At 73.6% G+C, this 14,261-nt stretch carries 17 protein-coding genes; 8 read left to right on the forward strand and 9 right to left on the reverse strand.

Annotated elements, in window-relative coordinates; translation table 11 throughout:
• Positions 1 to 13: 13 nt before the first annotated feature.
• Positions 14 to 2,215 carry an ATP-dependent DNA helicase RecG gene (locus EXU48_RS05750; protein ID WP_133106697.1) on the reverse strand — a complete coding sequence of 734 codons (2,202 nt, stop codon included), beginning with the start codon at positions 2,213 to 2,215 and terminating at the stop codon, positions 14 to 16.
• 576 nt (positions 2,216 to 2,791) lie between these two features.
• On the opposite strand from EXU48_RS05750, the gene rpmB reads away from it, so the two are divergent.
• Entirely contained in the window at positions 2,792 to 2,983 is a 192-nt protein-coding gene (gene rpmB, locus EXU48_RS05755; RefSeq protein WP_133106698.1) for a 50S ribosomal protein L28, read from the forward strand.
• Positions 2,984 to 3,066: 83 nt separating this feature from the next.
• On the opposite strand, the gene EXU48_RS05760 is transcribed toward rpmB, so the two are convergent.
• The 3 genes from EXU48_RS05760 to EXU48_RS05770 form a co-directional block, all read right to left on the reverse strand.
• A complete protein-coding gene (locus EXU48_RS05760) occupies positions 3,067 to 4,011 on the reverse strand; it encodes an NAD-dependent epimerase/dehydratase family protein (protein ID WP_133106699.1) in 945 nt (314 codons plus the stop codon).
• A 144-nt stretch (positions 4,012 to 4,155) separates the two neighbouring features.
• A complete protein-coding gene (locus EXU48_RS05765; protein ID WP_133106700.1) occupies positions 4,156 to 4,668 on the reverse strand; it encodes a MarR family winged helix-turn-helix transcriptional regulator in 513 nt (170 codons plus the stop codon).
• The gene (locus tag EXU48_RS05770; protein ID WP_133106701.1) at positions 4,665 to 5,408 is read right to left on the reverse strand and encodes an SDR family NAD(P)-dependent oxidoreductase; all 744 of its coding nucleotides are present in this window, start codon (positions 5,406 to 5,408) and stop codon (positions 4,665 to 4,667) included. The genes EXU48_RS05765 and EXU48_RS05770 overlap by 4 nt, the downstream gene beginning before the upstream one ends.
• Before the next feature lie 47 nt (positions 5,409 to 5,455).
• On the opposite strand from EXU48_RS05770, the gene EXU48_RS05775 reads away from it, so the two are divergent.
• The gene (locus tag EXU48_RS05775; RefSeq protein ID WP_133106702.1) at positions 5,456 to 5,998 is read left to right on the forward strand and encodes a GNAT family N-acetyltransferase; all 543 of its coding nucleotides are present in this window, start codon (positions 5,456 to 5,458) and stop codon (positions 5,996 to 5,998) included.
• Here the strand turns inward: EXU48_RS05775 and EXU48_RS05780 are convergent.
• The 3 genes from EXU48_RS05780 to EXU48_RS05790 all read right to left on the reverse strand — a co-directional run bounded on the left by EXU48_RS05780 (position 5,991) and on the right by EXU48_RS05790 (position 8,496).
• Positions 5,991 to 6,956: a methyltransferase family protein gene (locus EXU48_RS05780; RefSeq protein ID WP_133106703.1), complete on the reverse strand. Its 966-nt coding sequence runs from the start codon at positions 6,954 to 6,956 to the stop codon at positions 5,991 to 5,993. The two genes, EXU48_RS05775 and EXU48_RS05780, sit on opposite strands and share 8 nt — an antisense overlap.
• A 23-nt stretch (positions 6,957 to 6,979) precedes the next feature.
• Positions 6,980 to 7,411, reverse strand: a complete 432-nt coding sequence (locus tag EXU48_RS05785) for a CBS domain-containing protein (protein WP_133106704.1) — start codon at positions 7,409 to 7,411, stop codon at positions 6,980 to 6,982.
• A gap of 65 nt (positions 7,412 to 7,476) precedes the next feature.
• Positions 7,477 to 8,496, reverse strand: coding sequence for a thiamine-phosphate kinase (locus tag EXU48_RS05790; protein ID WP_133106705.1), 1,020 nt, complete (start codon positions 8,494 to 8,496; stop codon positions 7,477 to 7,479).
• A gap of 55 nt (positions 8,497 to 8,551) precedes the next feature.
• Between EXU48_RS05790 and EXU48_RS05795 the strand changes: the two genes are divergently transcribed.
• The 3 genes from EXU48_RS05795 (at position 8,552) to EXU48_RS05805 (ending at position 9,790) form a co-directional block, all read left to right on the forward strand.
• Positions 8,552 to 9,082 carry a DUF3515 domain-containing protein gene (locus tag EXU48_RS05795; protein ID WP_235856867.1) on the forward strand — a complete coding sequence of 177 codons (531 nt, stop codon included), beginning with the start codon at positions 8,552 to 8,554 and terminating at the stop codon, positions 9,080 to 9,082.
• A 108-nt stretch (positions 9,083 to 9,190) separates the two neighbouring features.
• A complete protein-coding gene (locus EXU48_RS05800; protein WP_133106707.1) occupies positions 9,191 to 9,592 on the forward strand; it encodes a hypothetical protein in 402 nt (133 codons plus the stop codon).
• A gap of 3 nt (positions 9,593 to 9,595) precedes the next feature.
• Positions 9,596 to 9,790 carry a helix-turn-helix transcriptional regulator gene (locus EXU48_RS05805; RefSeq protein ID WP_133106708.1) on the forward strand — a complete coding sequence of 65 codons (195 nt, stop codon included), beginning with the start codon at positions 9,596 to 9,598 and terminating at the stop codon, positions 9,788 to 9,790.
• A gap of 19 nt (positions 9,791 to 9,809) precedes the next feature.
• Here EXU48_RS05805 and EXU48_RS05810 read toward each other — a convergent pair whose 3' ends face one another.
• Complete coding sequence (locus EXU48_RS05810) at positions 9,810 to 10,940, reverse strand: D-alanine--D-alanine ligase family protein (protein WP_407938722.1); 1,131 nt, start codon at positions 10,938 to 10,940, stop codon at positions 9,810 to 9,812.
• Positions 10,941 to 11,087: 147 nt separating this feature from the next.
• Here EXU48_RS05810 and EXU48_RS05815 point away from each other — a divergent pair, with 147 nt between their 5' ends.
• Both EXU48_RS05815 and EXU48_RS05820 read left to right on the forward strand, forming a co-directional pair.
• Positions 11,088 to 12,368: a trans-sulfuration enzyme family protein gene (locus EXU48_RS05815; RefSeq protein WP_407938723.1), complete on the forward strand. Its 1,281-nt coding sequence runs from the start codon at positions 11,088 to 11,090 to the stop codon at positions 12,366 to 12,368.
• Positions 12,369 to 12,394: 26 nt separating this feature from the next.
• Positions 12,395 to 13,063: an AMIN-like domain-containing (lipo)protein gene (locus tag EXU48_RS05820; RefSeq protein WP_133106710.1), complete on the forward strand. Its 669-nt coding sequence runs from the start codon at positions 12,395 to 12,397 to the stop codon at positions 13,061 to 13,063.
• Positions 13,064 to 13,084: 21 nt separating this feature from the next.
• Here the strand turns inward: EXU48_RS05820 and EXU48_RS05825 are convergent, their stop codons facing one another.
• Positions 13,085 to 13,807, reverse strand: a complete 723-nt coding sequence (locus tag EXU48_RS05825; RefSeq protein ID WP_235856868.1) for a lysophospholipid acyltransferase family protein — start codon at positions 13,805 to 13,807, stop codon at positions 13,085 to 13,087.
• 63 nt (positions 13,808 to 13,870) lie between these two features.
• Between EXU48_RS05825 and EXU48_RS05830 the strand changes: the two genes are divergently transcribed.
• On the forward strand, positions 13,871 to 14,254 hold the full coding sequence (locus tag EXU48_RS05830; RefSeq protein ID WP_235856869.1) for an MmcQ/YjbR family DNA-binding protein: 384 nt from the start codon (positions 13,871 to 13,873) through the stop codon (positions 14,252 to 14,254).
• Positions 14,255 to 14,261: the final 7 nt, after the last annotated feature.

Genomic DNA, 14,261 nt, shown 5'->3' on the forward strand with positions numbered 1-14,261 from the left:
GGTGGTCGGGCGGTCAGGCGCGATCGAGGAACTCCTCGTGGTCCGGGTCGACCAGCTGGGTGATCGCGACCAGCAGGTCCGGATGGTGCACCAGGTTCGGATCCTCGGCGATGAGCCTACGCGCGTCCTCGCGGGCCTCGGAGATGACCGCCCTGTCGGTGAGTACCCGGAGCAGCTTGAGCGAGTTGCCGCGACCGGACTGGGCCGCGCCGAGGACGTCCCCCTCGCGGCGCTGCTCGAGATCCTTCTCGGCGAGCACGAACCCGTCGGTGGTCTCGGTCAGGATCTTCAGTCGCGCCAGCGCCGGGGTGTCCTCGCCGGCTCCGGTGACCAGCAGACAGGTGCCCGGAGCGCGTCCCCGGCCCACCCGGCCGCGGAGCTGGTGCAACTGGGACAGGCCGAACCGGTCCGCGTCCATGACCACCATCACGGACGCCTCGGGCACGTCCACCCCGACCTCGATCACGGTGGTGGTGACCAGCACCGGCGTGCGGCCCGCGGCGAACGCGTCCATGACGGCGTCCTTCTCCTCGCTCGGCAGCCGGCCGTGCATCACGCCGACGGCGATCCCGGCCAGCACAGGCTCGGCCTCGAGCAGCTCGGCGACCTCCTCGACCGTGGCCAGCGGCCGCTTGTCGTCCGGCGCGTCGAGCAGGTCGGCGCCGTCGTCCCCTCCGTTCGTGGTGATCCGGGGCGCCACCACGTAGGCCCGCTCCCCGCGGGCGACGGCCTCGGCGACCAGGTGCCAGGCGCGGGCGATCCACGTGGGCCGGTCCACCGGCACCAGGTGGGTGGTGATCGGTGACCGCCCGGCCGGCACCTCCCGCAGCGTGGACACCTCCACGTCCCCGAAGAACGTCATGGCCACCGACCGTGGGATCGGCGTGGCGGTCATGTACAGCTGGTGCGGCATGGTCCGGCCCTTGGCCCGCAGCGCGTCCCGCTGCTCCACCCCGAACCGGTGCTGCTCGTCGATCACAGTGAGGGCGAGGTCGGCGAACTGGACCTTCTCGTTCAGCAGGGAGTGCGTGCCGATGACGATCCCGGCCGCCCCGGAGGCCGCGTCCGCGAGCGCCTGCCGCCGTTGGGACGCGCTCAGCGACCCGGTCAGCAGCGCGATCCGGGTGCCGTCGGTGGCGCCGCCGAGCATGCCGGCCTCCCCGAGCGGGCCGAGCAGGTTGCGTATCGAGCGGGCGTGCTGCTGGGCGAGGACCTCGGTGGGGGCGAGCAGGGCGGCCTGGCCGCCGGCGTCGATGACCTGCATCATGGCGCGCAGCGCCACCACCGTCTTACCCGATCCGACCTCGCCCTGCAGGAGCCGCTGCATCGGGTTCGGCGCCGCGAGGTCCGCGGAGATCTCCGCGCTCACCTCCAGCTGACCGGCGGTGAGCGCGAACGGGAGCTGCACGTCCAGCGCGTCCAGCAGGGCGCCGGGGCGCGGCGGTCTCGGCGTCGCCTCATAGGCGGCGATGTCCGCCCGCCGGCGGGCCAGGGCGGTCTGCAACAGGAACGCCTCGGTGTAGCGGAACCGGTGCTGGGCCCGCCGGTAGTCGGCCTCGGAGTGCGGCCGGTGGATCATCCGCATCGCCTGGGTCGCGTCCAGCATGCCGCGCCGCTCGACGATCTCGGCCGGCACCGGGTCGCTGACCTCACCGTCGTGCAGCGGGTCCACGACCATCCGCATGGCCCGGCGGATCAGCAGGGAACTGACCTTCGCCGTGGCCGGGTAGACGGGCACGGGCCGCTCCGCCTCGTGGGCGGCGCGCAGATCGTCGAGCGGATCGGCCTCGTCGAACGGCTCGAACTCGGGGTGCTTGAGCTGGATCGTGCCGTTGAAGTTCTCGACCTGCCCGGAGAATATCGCCGAGGTGCCGACCGTCAGCGCGTGGGCCAGGCCGTGCACGGTGCCCTGGTGGCGGGCGAAGAAGCGCATCGGCAGCCGGGTGCGGCCGTCGCTGACGGTCACGTCCACGAGCGTCATCGTCCCGTTCCGGGCGCGGCGTGAGGTGAAGTCCACGACCTCTGCGGCGACCGTGACGTTCTCCCCCACTCGCAGCTCGGACAGTTTCGTGTACTCGCCGCGCTTGAGGTAGCGCCTCGGGAAGTGGAAGAGGAGGCCGCGCTGGTCGGTGATGCCGAGGGTGAGCAGCGCCTTGGCAGCACCCGGACCGACCAGGCGGCTGAACTCCTTGGTCGGCGTCGGCTTCTCGGCCATCTACATCCCTCCGCCGCGATGGTATCGGGACCGGCCGACAGCGCCGCGACGGCGCACCCCAGGCCCACCCTCCTCCTCGCTCGCCCCAGGACCGCGACACCGTAACGGTGCGACAACGACGCGCCCGACACGTCGCGATCACACCACAAGGGACCCGAACGGGCGGGCACCGGCCGAGGATGAAGCGGGGTGTGGCGCTGCGAGCGCGCACCACACCCCCCTATCGGGCCGAACGCACCCAGCGCCCACAACGGGTCTGATCGTGCACAGCACGCCAGAGACACTCGCTGACCCGCACCAACGCGCTGACACCACATCCATGACGCACACCCACACAGGGCCCCACGCACACCGACCGGGCCGGAACCCGGCCCCGCCTCGAGGTGAGAGGATGTGGCCAAGCCCACGCACCGCCGTCGGGCCCCAGGGTTTGGGCCACGGGCCCGGCGTGGAGTACTCTGGACCGGTTGCCCAACCATGGGCACGGTCCGGCGGGCGGTTTGCGCCACGGCCGACCCCCACGAACTGCGCCGCTCCACCCTGTGGCGAGCACCCGAACCTAAGAGGAGACACACCGTGGCTGCTACGTGTGACGTCTGCGCCAAGGCCCCCAGCTTCGGCCACAGCATCTCGCACTCCCACCGACGCACCAAGCGTCGCTGGAACCCGAACATCCAGAAGGTCCGCACCGTCGTGAACGGCACGCCCAAGCGCGTGAACGTGTGCACCTCCTGCCTCAAGGCGGGCAAGGTCGTCCGCGCCAGCTGAGGCCGACAGACTCCGAGAGCCGTCCACCGTCGAGGTGGGCGGCTCTCGTGCGTTCGGGACCGGGCCCGACGGCGGAACGTGGGTCAGTCCGTCAGGGTGCGGAAGCCGTCGCGCCAGCTCGGGTGGTCCGGCACCCAGCCGAGTTCGGTGCGGGCCAGGGTGTTGTCCGCACCGCGGGTCGACGTCATCATGTTCAGCCCGTGCCGGCCGAGGATCGGCCGGGCCAGCCAGGCGGGGACCCGACGCGGCGGGCGCACCCCGAGGAGCCGGTGCAGGTAGGGCAGCCAGACGGCGACCGGCGCCGGGTCGGAGTCGGTGACGTGGTAGATCCCCGGTCGGCCCCGACCGACCGCGAGCGCGGTCGCCCGCGCGGCATCGGCGATGTGCACGAACGACCAGACCCCGCCTCCCCCGCCGACCACCGGCAGCTTGCGCGCCCTGATCATCGCGAGCAGGTCGCCGTCGCGGGCGAGGCCGGTGCCGGGCCCGTAGAACATGCCGTAGCGCAGCACCAGAGCGTCGATGTCCCGCGCGCCGGTCACGGCGGCCTCGGTGTGCTTGATGGCGGCCAGGGTCCGGTGGGACTCCGGCGCGGGATCGGCGTCCAGGGGCGCGGACTCGTCGTGCACCGGCGCCCCGGTGCGTGCCTGCGGCCAGCCGGTGTAGCTGGCCGCGATGAACCGCTTCGCGCCTGCCTCCCGGGCCGCTTCGAGCAGGTTGTCGGTGCCCGCGAGCCTGAGGTCGTTCGTGGCGGCGAAGTCCTCGTCGAAACGCCTGAGGTCGCCGCTGCTGCCGGCCAGGCCGCTCATCTGGTGGATGACCACGTCCGGCTCCGCCGCCCCGACCACGGCCAGCACCTCGGCGCGGTCCAGCCCGTCCATCGTCACCGGTTCGGCGCCCCGGGCACGCAGGGTGTCGTCGTGGGCGTGGCCCCGGCTGGTACCGATCACCGTGTGCCCGTCCGCGACCAGCATCGGCACCAGGGGCCGACCGATCGCACCGGTCGCACCGGCCAGGAAGATCCTCATGGTTGCGCTCCTCATCGCTCGTTCACCCCTCTGACGAGACAGCCGATCCGGTTGTGACAGGCCCGTGACAGGTTCCGGCCGTCGGCCTGTCGCCGAGGCGTGCGCCGACGGGGCTCGGACGCTTCCGCGGAAGCGCCGCCGAGATCAACCGCCGGAGCCGAGGGTGTCGAGGTAGCGGCGCAGCAGGTCGACGAGCGTGGCCCGCTCCGCCTCCTCGAACCCGGCGAGGGTCGCCTCCTCGTCGGCGAACAGTGCGGCGACGGTGGCGTCGAGGAGTTCCCAGCCGGCCGGGGTGAGGGTGACCAGCACCGAGCGGGTGTCCCGGTCGGACCTCCGGCGGGCGACCAGACCGGCGGCCTCGGCGCGAGCCAGGCGCTGGGACACGGCTCCGGTGGTCACCAGGGTGCGCTCGCCGAGCTGCCCCGGGGTGAGCTCGTACGGCGGCCCGGACCGGCGGATGGTGCTCAACAGGTCCAGGGTGGCGTCGTCGGTGCCGAGGCTGCTCAGGAGCCGGGACCGGCGGGCCCGCAGCAGCTTCGCGGCCCGCCGGATCCTGGTGATGACGGCGACCGAGGAGACGTCCAGGTCCGGCCGTTCGGACCGCCACTCCCGTTCGATCGCGTCCACCGCGTCGACGGGCCTCCCGCCCGCGCTCATCCCGGTAGCGCCCCGCCGTTGACGCCGATCACCTGGGCGGTCAGATGCCCGGCCTCTGCGGAGGCGAGGAACTCGATCGTGGCGGCGACGTCGCCCGGCCGGCCGGCCCGCTTCGTCAGGGTCTCGGCGACGAGTCGCTCGTGCCGAGCCGGTGTCATCGCGTCGCCGAAGAACTCCGTGCCGGCCGTGTAGCCGGGCGCGACCACGTTGACCGTGATGCCCCGCGGGCCGACGGCGCGTGCGCGGTCGTAGGCCCACCCGTGCACCGCGGCCTTGGCGCTCGCGTAGCCGAGGCCGCCACCTCGCTGCCCGGCGATCGAGGAGACCGCGATCACCCGGCCACGCCCGTCCCGCAGGGACGGGCCCAACGCGTGGGTGAGCAACGCCGTCGAGAGCACGTTCGCGGCGAACGAGGCACCCAGGTCCGCGGCCACCGCGGACAGCCCGTCGCCGTCGTCGTCGACCGACTCGACGTGCGCGAGACCACCGGCGGCATGCACGAGGACGTCGACGCCGTCGTGCGTGCCGGTGATCTGCGCGGCCACCCGCCGCACCGCGGTGACGTCGGTCAGGTCACCCGGATGGACCGAGTGCGCCGTGCCCGGCAGCCCCTGGCGGGTGCGCTCGAGCCGATCGGCCCGGCGCCCGCACAGGGCCACCGTGTAGCCCGCGCCGGCCAGCCGTGCGGCCGTCTCGGCGCCGATCCCGCTGCCCGCTCCCGTGATCACTGCGATCGTCATGCAGATATCTTAGCGCTAAGAGATCGGGCCTTGTCTAGCATGGCCGGGTGCCGACCACACCGCCGTCCGTCCGTCCCGCCACCGCCGCCGACGTGCCGGGCATCGCCGAGGTGCACGTGCGGGCGTGGCAGCGCGCCTACGCCGGGATCGTCCCGGCCGCCTACCTGGACTCCCTGGACCCGGGCGTGCGGGCCGAGCAGCTCGCTCGCCGGTTCGGACCGGACGCGGTGGCGGGGACCGTGCCGACGCTGGTGGCGACCGGCGCCGAGGGCACCGTGCTGGGCTTCGTGAACGCCGGGCCCTACCGGGACGACGACGTGCCGGCGGACGGCCCCGGCTGGGGCGAGATCTACGCGATCTACGTGCACCCCGGCCACTGGACCCGCGGGGCCGGCCGAGCCTTGTTCGACGCCGCGCTCGGGACCCTCGACGCCGACCGGACGGTCGCACTCTGGGTCCTCGAGGCGAACTCGAACGCGCGCAGGTTCTACGAGCGGATGGGATTGCGCCCCGACGGCGCAACGAACGTGTTCGAGATCGCCGGGGCCGCGATCCCCGAGATCCGCTACCGGCGCGACCCGGTCACCTGACCGGCGCCCGCGGCCCGGACGGCACGGTCGGCACAGGCGGCCGCGGTACCCACACGGGCACCGACGCCCGATACCGCTCGTACGGGTCACCGAAACGGGCCGCCAGGTCCGCTTCTTCCGCGCCTCGGATGCCGAAGTGCCACGCCAGCGCACCGAGCATGGCCGCGACCATCATCGTCCAGGAGCCGAACCAGAGTCCGGCTCCGATGCTCTGGAGCACGCCGGCGGTGGCCATCGGGTTGCGGAGCCATCGGTAGGGCCCGGCCACGACCAACTGCCGGGCGGTCTGCGCCGGCAGGGGTGTCCCTTCGCCGGCGATCGCCATCGTGAGGCACGAGGCGAAGCCGAGGGGGCTGGCCGCCAGGAACAGCACCGCGCCCACCGTGGGCCACGGTTGCGCGGCCAGTGCGGACCAGTCCACCCGAAGTCGGCGCTCGAACGCGACGAGCAGCAGTGGGACGACCACGAAGAAGCCGACCCAGAACACGACCAGTTGGGTCAAACTCGCGGCCACGTGACGCCACCGGGATCGCGCCCGGGCCTCCCGGAACCGGAACGGCCCGACGAAGTACCAGCTCGTCGGGATCCGGCCGAACCGCAGTGCCCCGGCAGCGGTCACGGACCCGCTCGTCGCGGCCAGCATGAGCAGCACGCCCCACCCGGCGGCACCCTCGAGCAGGCCTTGGCCGAGCAGTGCGATGGTGAGCAGCGCGGACCAGGCCGCGGTGACGGCCGCCACCCGCCAACTGCCGCGGGCCGCCCCGAGCGCGGAGCCGCCGACGAACAGGAGCAGGTCCGGTCCGACGAGCAGCCACGGATCCCAGCTGCCGAGCGTCCACACCCGCACCGTGTCGGAGCCCAACACCGCGACCCACCACAGCACACCAGCGACCGCCTGAGCCGCGAGGTAACTCCGGGCCACGGTCGCGGGGCGGATCGCAACGTCATCCGCTCGCACGCGGATCAGGCTATCGGGCGACGTCAGCGGCGCACGTAGTCGACCAGGTGGTCCCGTTCGGCCTGGAGCTCGTCGATGCGGTTCTTCACGATGTCGCCGATGGAGACGATCGCCTTGAGCTCGCCCTCGACCACGACGGGCAGGTGCCGGATCCGCAGGTCGGTCATCCGGCGGGCCAGGTCCTCCAGGTGATCCTCGGGCAGACAGGTCTGCACCTCGACGGTCATCACCTCGGCGACCCGGACCGTCAGCACCGCGGGCCCGCGGTGGTGGAGCTCGCGGACCACGTCGCGCTCGGTGACGATGCCCGCCACCGTCCGCCCGCCGTCCTCGGAGACCACCAGGGCACCGATGTGGTGCTCGTCGAGCTGCGCCAGCAGCTCCGCCACGGTGGCATCCGGCTCGATCGTGACCACGGCCGCGCCCTTGCGTCGAATCACCTCTGAGATACGCATACTCCACGATAGCCCGTTGTGACCCCGCTCACACCAGGCAGGGCCACGCCGGCCCCGAACGGGCGTCAGGAGGACCCGAAGTGGTCCCACCCGGAGCCGCCCACGGCCGGCGGTTCACCGTCGAGCGTGACCCGGGTGCCGCCGTCGGGCACCGTGCCCTCTGCCTGCTCGCCGGAGCGGTCCGGGGCCGGCCCGATCACTCCGATACGGCGGAATCCCGCCGGATACGCCGCACCGGGCGGGAACGTCGCGACCAGGCCGTGATCCTCTCCCCCGGTGAGCACCCAGCCGAGCGCGCTTGCCTCGCACGCCTGCGCCACCACGTCGAGCTCGTCGACGGCGGGGCCGAGGTCGCGCGAACTCAGGTCGACCGACACGCCCGAGGCGCGGGCGATCCGGCCGAGGTCCTTCAGGAGCCCGTCGCTGACGTCCATCATCGCGGTGGCCCCGGCGTCGGCCGCGGCGGGACCGTCGGTGAGCGGCGGGTCGGGGCGTCGGAACGCCCGCACGAAGTCCGCGTCCGGGACCGGCGGGCCGGCCGCCGTCGGACCGTGCGCCCGCAGCAGTGCGAGGCCGGCGGCCGAGTGCCCCAGCAGCCCGGAGTGCACGACGACGTCCCCAGGCCGTGCGCCCGAGCGCCGCACCGGCGCCCGGCCGGCCAGGTCGCCGTGCACGGTCACCGCCGCCACGATCGCCGGCCCGCCGGAGAGGTCGCCGCCGACGACCCCGACGCCATGCGGACCGCACGCCTGCGCCAGACCGTCCGCGACGCCGAGCACCCAGTCCACCTCGACGTCGTCGGGCAGTACGAGCGAGACCGTCAGGGACGTCGGCCGCGCGCCCATCGCGGCCACATCGGCGAGGTTCTGCATCGCGGCCCGCCAGCCGACGTCCGCTCCGGAACTCCAGGCGCGGACGAAGTGGCGGCCCTCGACGAGCACGTCGGTGCTGACCACGAACCGGCCGTCGGGCGCGCGGACGACGGCCGCGTCGTCGCCGGGGCCCAGCAGCGTGTCGGTCCCGGCGGGGAGCCGCGGGAGGATCCGGGCGAGCAGCTGCTCCTCGGACAACCCACCCACGCGCATGGGCACGAGGCTAGCCGGTGCGGGCGGCCGTCCGGAACGCGGCTACCGTGAGGGGGTGAGTTCGCTTCGCCCTCGCCCCGGCACCCGTCCGACCGGCCGACGCGGCGTGCGTGCGGCCGCGACGACGGCGGCCGTCGCCCTGGTCTGGTCCGTCGCCGGCTGCGCCACCCCGGTGACCCTCGAGCCGGCCCCGACCGCGAGCGAGCCGGTCTGCGCCGATGTGCTGATCGCGCTCCCGGACACCCTCGCCGGGGCGGACCGCCGCTCCACCACCTCGCAGGCCTCCCGCGCCTGGGGCGACCCGCCGATCACGCTCCGCTGCGGTGTCACACCCCCGGGGCCCACCACCGACCGGTGCATCACGGCCGAGGCCGACGACGGGTCGACCGTGGACTGGGTGGTCGCCGACCTCGCCGACGACGACACCGGTTCGGAGTCGGGATCCTGGACGTTCACCACCTACGGGCGCACCCCGGCGATCGAGGTCGTGGTGCCCGTCGAGTACGCCGGCGAGGACGCCACGTCCGTGCTCATCTCGCTGAACGGCGCGGTCTCGGTGATCCCACAGGAGCGCGCCTGCCTCTGAGGGCGCCGCGTCTGCCCGCCGGACCCTGGTGAAGCACGCTTGACATTGCTCTCGCACGTGAAGTTAACTTGACGTCAAGCTTCCTTAACATCAATCCCGGGAGACATCATGCTCGTCCGCTGGACCCTCACCGTCGCCTTCGCGCTCGTCGTCGCGGCCGCCGTCGGTGCCGTCGCCGCCGTGTTCAACCCGGACGCGCCGCTCCTGACCGGCGTCGTCTTCGCCGCGGCCACCCTCGGCCCGGCAGGGGCACTCGGCTGGTTCCTGTTCGTCAGCCCGAAGACCGCGGCGCCGGACCCGAACGCCGAGGACAACGTCGAGAACACCTGGCTGGAGAAGGCCGCCGCCGCGGCGTTCGTCGACCTGCTCGTGCTGCTCTCCCTCGCGCTGACCGCGGTCTCGGTGTCCGGTCGGTCCCCGGACCCGCAGCTCCTGCTCCTCGGGGCCGTCGTGGTCGCGATGGGCGACGTCGCGATCCGCTACGTGATCGCCGCGCGCCGGGAGCGCTGAACGGTGCGCAACTCCCTCCCCCAGCGGCGCGCCGAGCGTGGCTGGTCCCAGGCCGAGCTCGCCCAGCGCCTCGGCGTCTCCCGACAGACGGTCATCTCGATCGAGAAGGGCCGCTTCGACCCGAGCCTGCCGCTCGCGTTCCGCCTCGCCCGCGAGTTCCGCGTGACGATCGAGGACCTGTTCGACCCCGAACCCTGACGGTCCCGGAACGGGCGGCTCAGCGCAGGCCGGTCGGCCGCTCCAGGGCCAGTTCGATCAGCTCCGTGATCAGGTCCGGGTAGGCCAGGCCGGAGCGCTGCCACATCATCGGGTACATCGAGAACGGGGTGAACCCGGGCATGGTGTTGATCTCGTTGACGATCAGCTCCCCGGCGGGGGTGTAGAAGAAGTCGACCCGGCCCAGGCCCTCGCAGCCGAGCGCGTCGAACGTGGCCGCGGCCAGCTCACGCAGTTCCGAGGCCACCTCGGCCGGCACCGATGCGGGCCAGGCCAGCGTCACGCCGTCGGCGTCGAAGTACTTCGCCTCGTAGTCGTAGAAGCCGTGACCGGTGTCGGTGACCACGATCTCGCCCGGCAGCGTGGTTCTGGGCGGGTCGTCGCCGTGCCCCTCGAGGACGGCGCACTCGAGCTCACGGCCGGCGATCGCGGCCTCCACGATCACCTTCGGGTCGTGCCGTTGGGCCTGTTCGACGGCGGCCTCGAGCCCGTCCGGCCCCTCGACCCGGGTGATTCCGATGCTGGATCCGGCCCGGGCCGGCTTGACGAACACCGGCCAGCCGAGCCCGGCGACGCGCTCGAGGGCGTCGGCCCGGTCCACCCGCCACTGCCGGGGGGTGATCACCTCGTACGGGCCCACCGGCAGCCCGGCGGCGGCGAGTACCACCTTCATGTAGTGCTTGTCCATCCCGGCGGCGGAGGCGAGCACCCCGGAGCCCACGTACGGCAGCCCGGCCAGCTCGAACAGGCCCTGCACGGTGCCGTCCTCGCCGAACGGCCCGTGCAGCAGCGGCAGCACCACGTCGACGGCGCCGAGCGCGACGGGCACCTCCCCGGCCGTGGAGACCACCAGGTCGCGCGGGGAGTCGCCGAGCGGGATCGCGACCGCCGCGGACTCCCCGACGGTCACCTCCGGCACGGCGCCCCCTTCGGCGATCGCCCACCGCTGCGGGTCGTCCGCCGCGACCACCCACCGCCCGGTCCGGGTGATCCCGATCGGGACCACCTCGAACCGGTCGTGGTCGATCGCCGCGAGGACGCCGGCCGCGGTCGCGCAACTGATGGAGTGTTCGTCGCTGCGGCCGCCGAAGACGACGGCGACGCGGACGCGGGAGGTCGGCTCGTTCATCATCGTCGAGGGTACAGCGGCACCAGGGGCCCGACGGCGGAGCGCGCCGTGGGTGCACGGCCCCCGGCCGGTCCGTGGTCGGGCGTCCACGGACCGGTCGGGGCGCCCGCCCGCACGGTCCGGCCGGCGCGCCGGTCCTACGCTGAAGCCGTGACCGACACACCCACGCCCCCGACCGATCCCGCCACCCACCGGGCCGAGCCCGCCGCCCACCCGGACGCCCTGCATCCCGAGACGATCGCCGTCTCGGCCGGCCGACCGGCGCGGACCGAGCAGGCCCCGGTCAACCCGCCGGTGGTGCTCTCCTCGACCTACGTGAGCACCGGCGAGCCGGCGCCCGGCGACCTCATCTACGCGCGCTCGGGTACCGAGACCTGGCTGCCGTTCGAGCGGGCCCTGGCGGACCTGGAGGGTGCCCGGCTGCCGGGTCTGCTGTTCGGATCCGGGATGGCGGCGATCGCGGCGGCGCTGGACCTGGTACCGGTCGGCGGGGAACTGATCATCCCGCGGCACGGTTATCACGCCTCACTCGTGGCCGCCCACGACCTGACCGTCCGGTCCGGGGTACGGGTCACCGAGGTCGCGATCGAGGACACCGGTGCCGTGGTCGCGGCCGTCCGCGCCGCCGCCAGGCGTCTGACCGGCAGCGACACGCCGGCCGCCACGTCCGTGGGCACCCCGAACGGGCCCATCCCGAACGGCCCGGTCCTGTGGGTCGAGACCCCCACGAACCCGATGCTCGAGGTCGCGGACCTGCCGGCCCTCGTGGCGGCCACGCACGACGTCGACGGGCTGGTCCTCGTGGACAACACGTTCGCGACCCCGCTCGGCCAGCGGCCGCTGAGCCACGGTGCGGACGTCGTGGTGCACTCGGTGACGAAGTACCTCGCCGGGCACTCCGACGTGGTCCTCGGCGCGGTGGTCACCGACAGCCCGGACCTGCGCGCGGCTCTCCTGGACCGGCGCAGCCTCGGCGGCGCCGTCGCGGGCCCGTTCGAGGCGTGGCTGGCGTTGCGCGGGCTGCGCACCCTGGCGCTGCGGGTGGAACGCTCGCAGCGCACGGCCGCGGACCTGGCCGAGCGGTTGTCCGGGCACCCGAACGTCGTCGAGGTCTCCTACCCGGGCCTGACCACCCACCCCCAGCACGAGCGGGCCTCGATCCAGATGACCGGTTTCGGCTCGATCCTGACGCTGCGCCCGGTCGGTGGCGCGGCCGGGGCGGACGCCCTCACCCGGGCCGTGCGGCTCTGGGTCCCGGCCACGAGCCTGGGTGGCGTGGAGTCCTCACTGGAGCGCCGCCGTCGGCTCGGGGCCGAGGCGCCCACGGTGCCCGAGGACCTGCTCCGGCTCTCCGTCGGCATCGAACACGCCGACGATCTGTTCGCCGACCTGGAACAGGCTCTGGCGGTCGCCGCCACGTACGCTGGGTGAGACCGAGCCCAGACCTGGAGGCCACGATGACGAGATCCCGCCACCTGTTGACCCTCGCGGCGGCCGGCGCCGCCCTGGCCCTCCTGGCCGGCTGCACCTCGGGCTCCGGCGACGACGAGCCCACCGGCGATGCCACCACGGCGACCGGGACGCCGTCGGCCACCGAGACCCCGAGCGAGCCGAGCCCGAGCGAGACCGGATCGACCGACCCGGGACGGACCGACGACGACATCGACGACGCGCCACCGTTCCCGGCCGACGCGTCCGAGGACGTCGGCGAGGCCGCCGGCGAGCCGGACCTGATGCTCGCCGACGTCCGGGCCGCCGAGCACGAGGACTTCGACCGCGTGGTGCTGGAGTTCGTGGGCACGGGCACGCCCGGGTGGGTCGCGGACTACGTCGACGGGGCCACCGAGGACGGCAGCGGCGAGCCGATCGACCTCGAGGGTGAGGCCGACCTGCAGATCTCGGTCTCGAACACCCGGTACCCGAACGAGGGCGAGGCCGGCTACTACGACGGGCCGCGACAGTTCGAGGCCGAGGGCGATGAGATCGAGGAGGTCCACGTAGCGGGGACGTTCGAGGGTCTGACCCAGGTGGTGGTCGGGATCGACACCGACGGCGCCCCGTTCCGGGTGTTCGCGCTCACCGACCCGGTGCGGGTGGTCCTCGACGTGCAGCACGTCGAGGACTGATCCCGGCTCGGGCCCTCGGGCTCACTGCGCGTAGCCGGCCGTGGGATCCGGCCGCCACTCGAACGGCTCCGCGGGCGGTCGTTCGCCGCGGATCCCCGCGAGCTGCGCGGTGATCGCGGTCATGATCCGGTCCGTGGCCTCGCGCACCGCGCCGGGGTCCTCGCCGCGCCCGGCCAGGTCACCGAGGTCGACGGGCGGCCCGGCCACCACCTGCACCGGCCGGCGCAGCACCGGGCGGATCATCGAGGCGTGCCGGGCCATCACCTCGTGCGCGCCCCACTGCGCGATCGGGACCACCGGCATCCCGGTGGCCAGCGCCATCCGCGCCGCGCCCGTCTTCGCGCGCATCGGCCACAGGTCGGGGTCCCGGGTGAGGGTGCCCTCGGGGAACACGGACACGCACTCCCCCGCGCCGAGTGCGGACGCTGCCGCGGTCAGCGAGGCGGCCGCGGACCCGGTCCCGCGCTGCACCGGGATGTACCCGACCGAGCGCAGCAGCGGACCGAGCAGCGGCACCCGGAACAGGGACGCCTTCGCGAGCATCTTCGGGTAGCAGCCGGCCTTCGTGAGGAAGTCCAGGAGGGTCAGCGGGTCGAAGTTCGTGACGTGGTTCGCCGCGGCGATGAACCCGCCGCCCGGCAGGTGCTCGGCGCCGTGGTGGGTGGGTCTGGTCAACAGGCGCACCGGCGGGCGGGCGATGGCGACGGCGGCCCGATAGGACCTCGGCGGGCGTGGTCTGCTCACGCATCGATGGTAGGAGACGGTGGCAGATGGCGCGTTGTCAGAGGCCGGTGGCACGCTTGACCCGTGGCTTCCGCTGACCGACCCGACGTACCCGAGCAGATGCTCGCCCGGCTCGATGCGCTCCTCACCGCGCTGCCCCGGGTGCATGCCGAGGATGCCTGGATCGGCCGGCGTTGGCGGGTCGGTGGCGCGACCGTCGCCCACGTGTTCGGCGGCGAGGACGGGCTGCTGCGGATCACGTTCCGGGCGGAGCCCGAGGAGGTCTTCGCGATGGAGCACATGGGGCCGCCGTACTTCCGGGCCGACTGGGGTGCGAACGTCGTCGGGCTGATCGTCGACGAGGGCACCGACTGGGAGGAGCTCGGTGAGCTGCTCACCGACTCCTACCGGCTCCAGGCGCCGGCCCGGCTGGCCGAGCAGGTCCCGGCGCCCGGGATCCGGTCCTGACCCGCCC

Origin of the sequence: Occultella glacieicola, assembly GCF_004353825.1 — a bacterium.
Taxonomy (GTDB): Bacteria; Actinomycetota; Actinomycetes; order Actinomycetales; family Beutenbergiaceae; genus Occultella; species Occultella glacieicola.

Coding starts and splice junctions, on each gene's coding strand:
- EXU48_RS05750 (WP_133106697.1), bottom strand. CDS start 2,215: ATGGCCGAGAAGCCGACGCCGACCAAGGAGTTCAGCCGCCTGGTCGGT.
- EXU48_RS05760 (WP_133106699.1), bottom strand. CDS start 4,011: ATGAGGATCTTCCTGGCCGGTGCGACCGGTGCGATCGGTCGGCCCCTG.
- EXU48_RS05765 (WP_133106700.1), bottom strand. CDS start 4,668: ATGAGCGCGGGCGGGAGGCCCGTCGACGCGGTGGACGCGATCGAACGG.
- EXU48_RS05770 (WP_133106701.1), bottom strand. CDS start 5,408: ATGACGATCGCAGTGATCACGGGAGCGGGCAGCGGGATCGGCGCCGAG.
- EXU48_RS05785 (WP_133106704.1), bottom strand. CDS start 7,411: ATGCGTATCTCAGAGGTGATTCGACGCAAGGGCGCGGCCGTGGTCACG.
- EXU48_RS05790 (WP_133106705.1), bottom strand. CDS start 8,496: ATGCGCGTGGGTGGGTTGTCCGAGGAGCAGCTGCTCGCCCGGATCCTC.
- EXU48_RS05800 (WP_133106707.1), top strand. CDS start 9,191: ATGCTCGTCCGCTGGACCCTCACCGTCGCCTTCGCGCTCGTCGTCGCG.
- EXU48_RS05810 (WP_407938722.1), bottom strand. CDS start 10,940: ATGATGAACGAGCCGACCTCCCGCGTCCGCGTCGCCGTCGTCTTCGGC.
- EXU48_RS05820 (WP_133106710.1), top strand. CDS start 12,395: ATGACGAGATCCCGCCACCTGTTGACCCTCGCGGCGGCCGGCGCCGCC.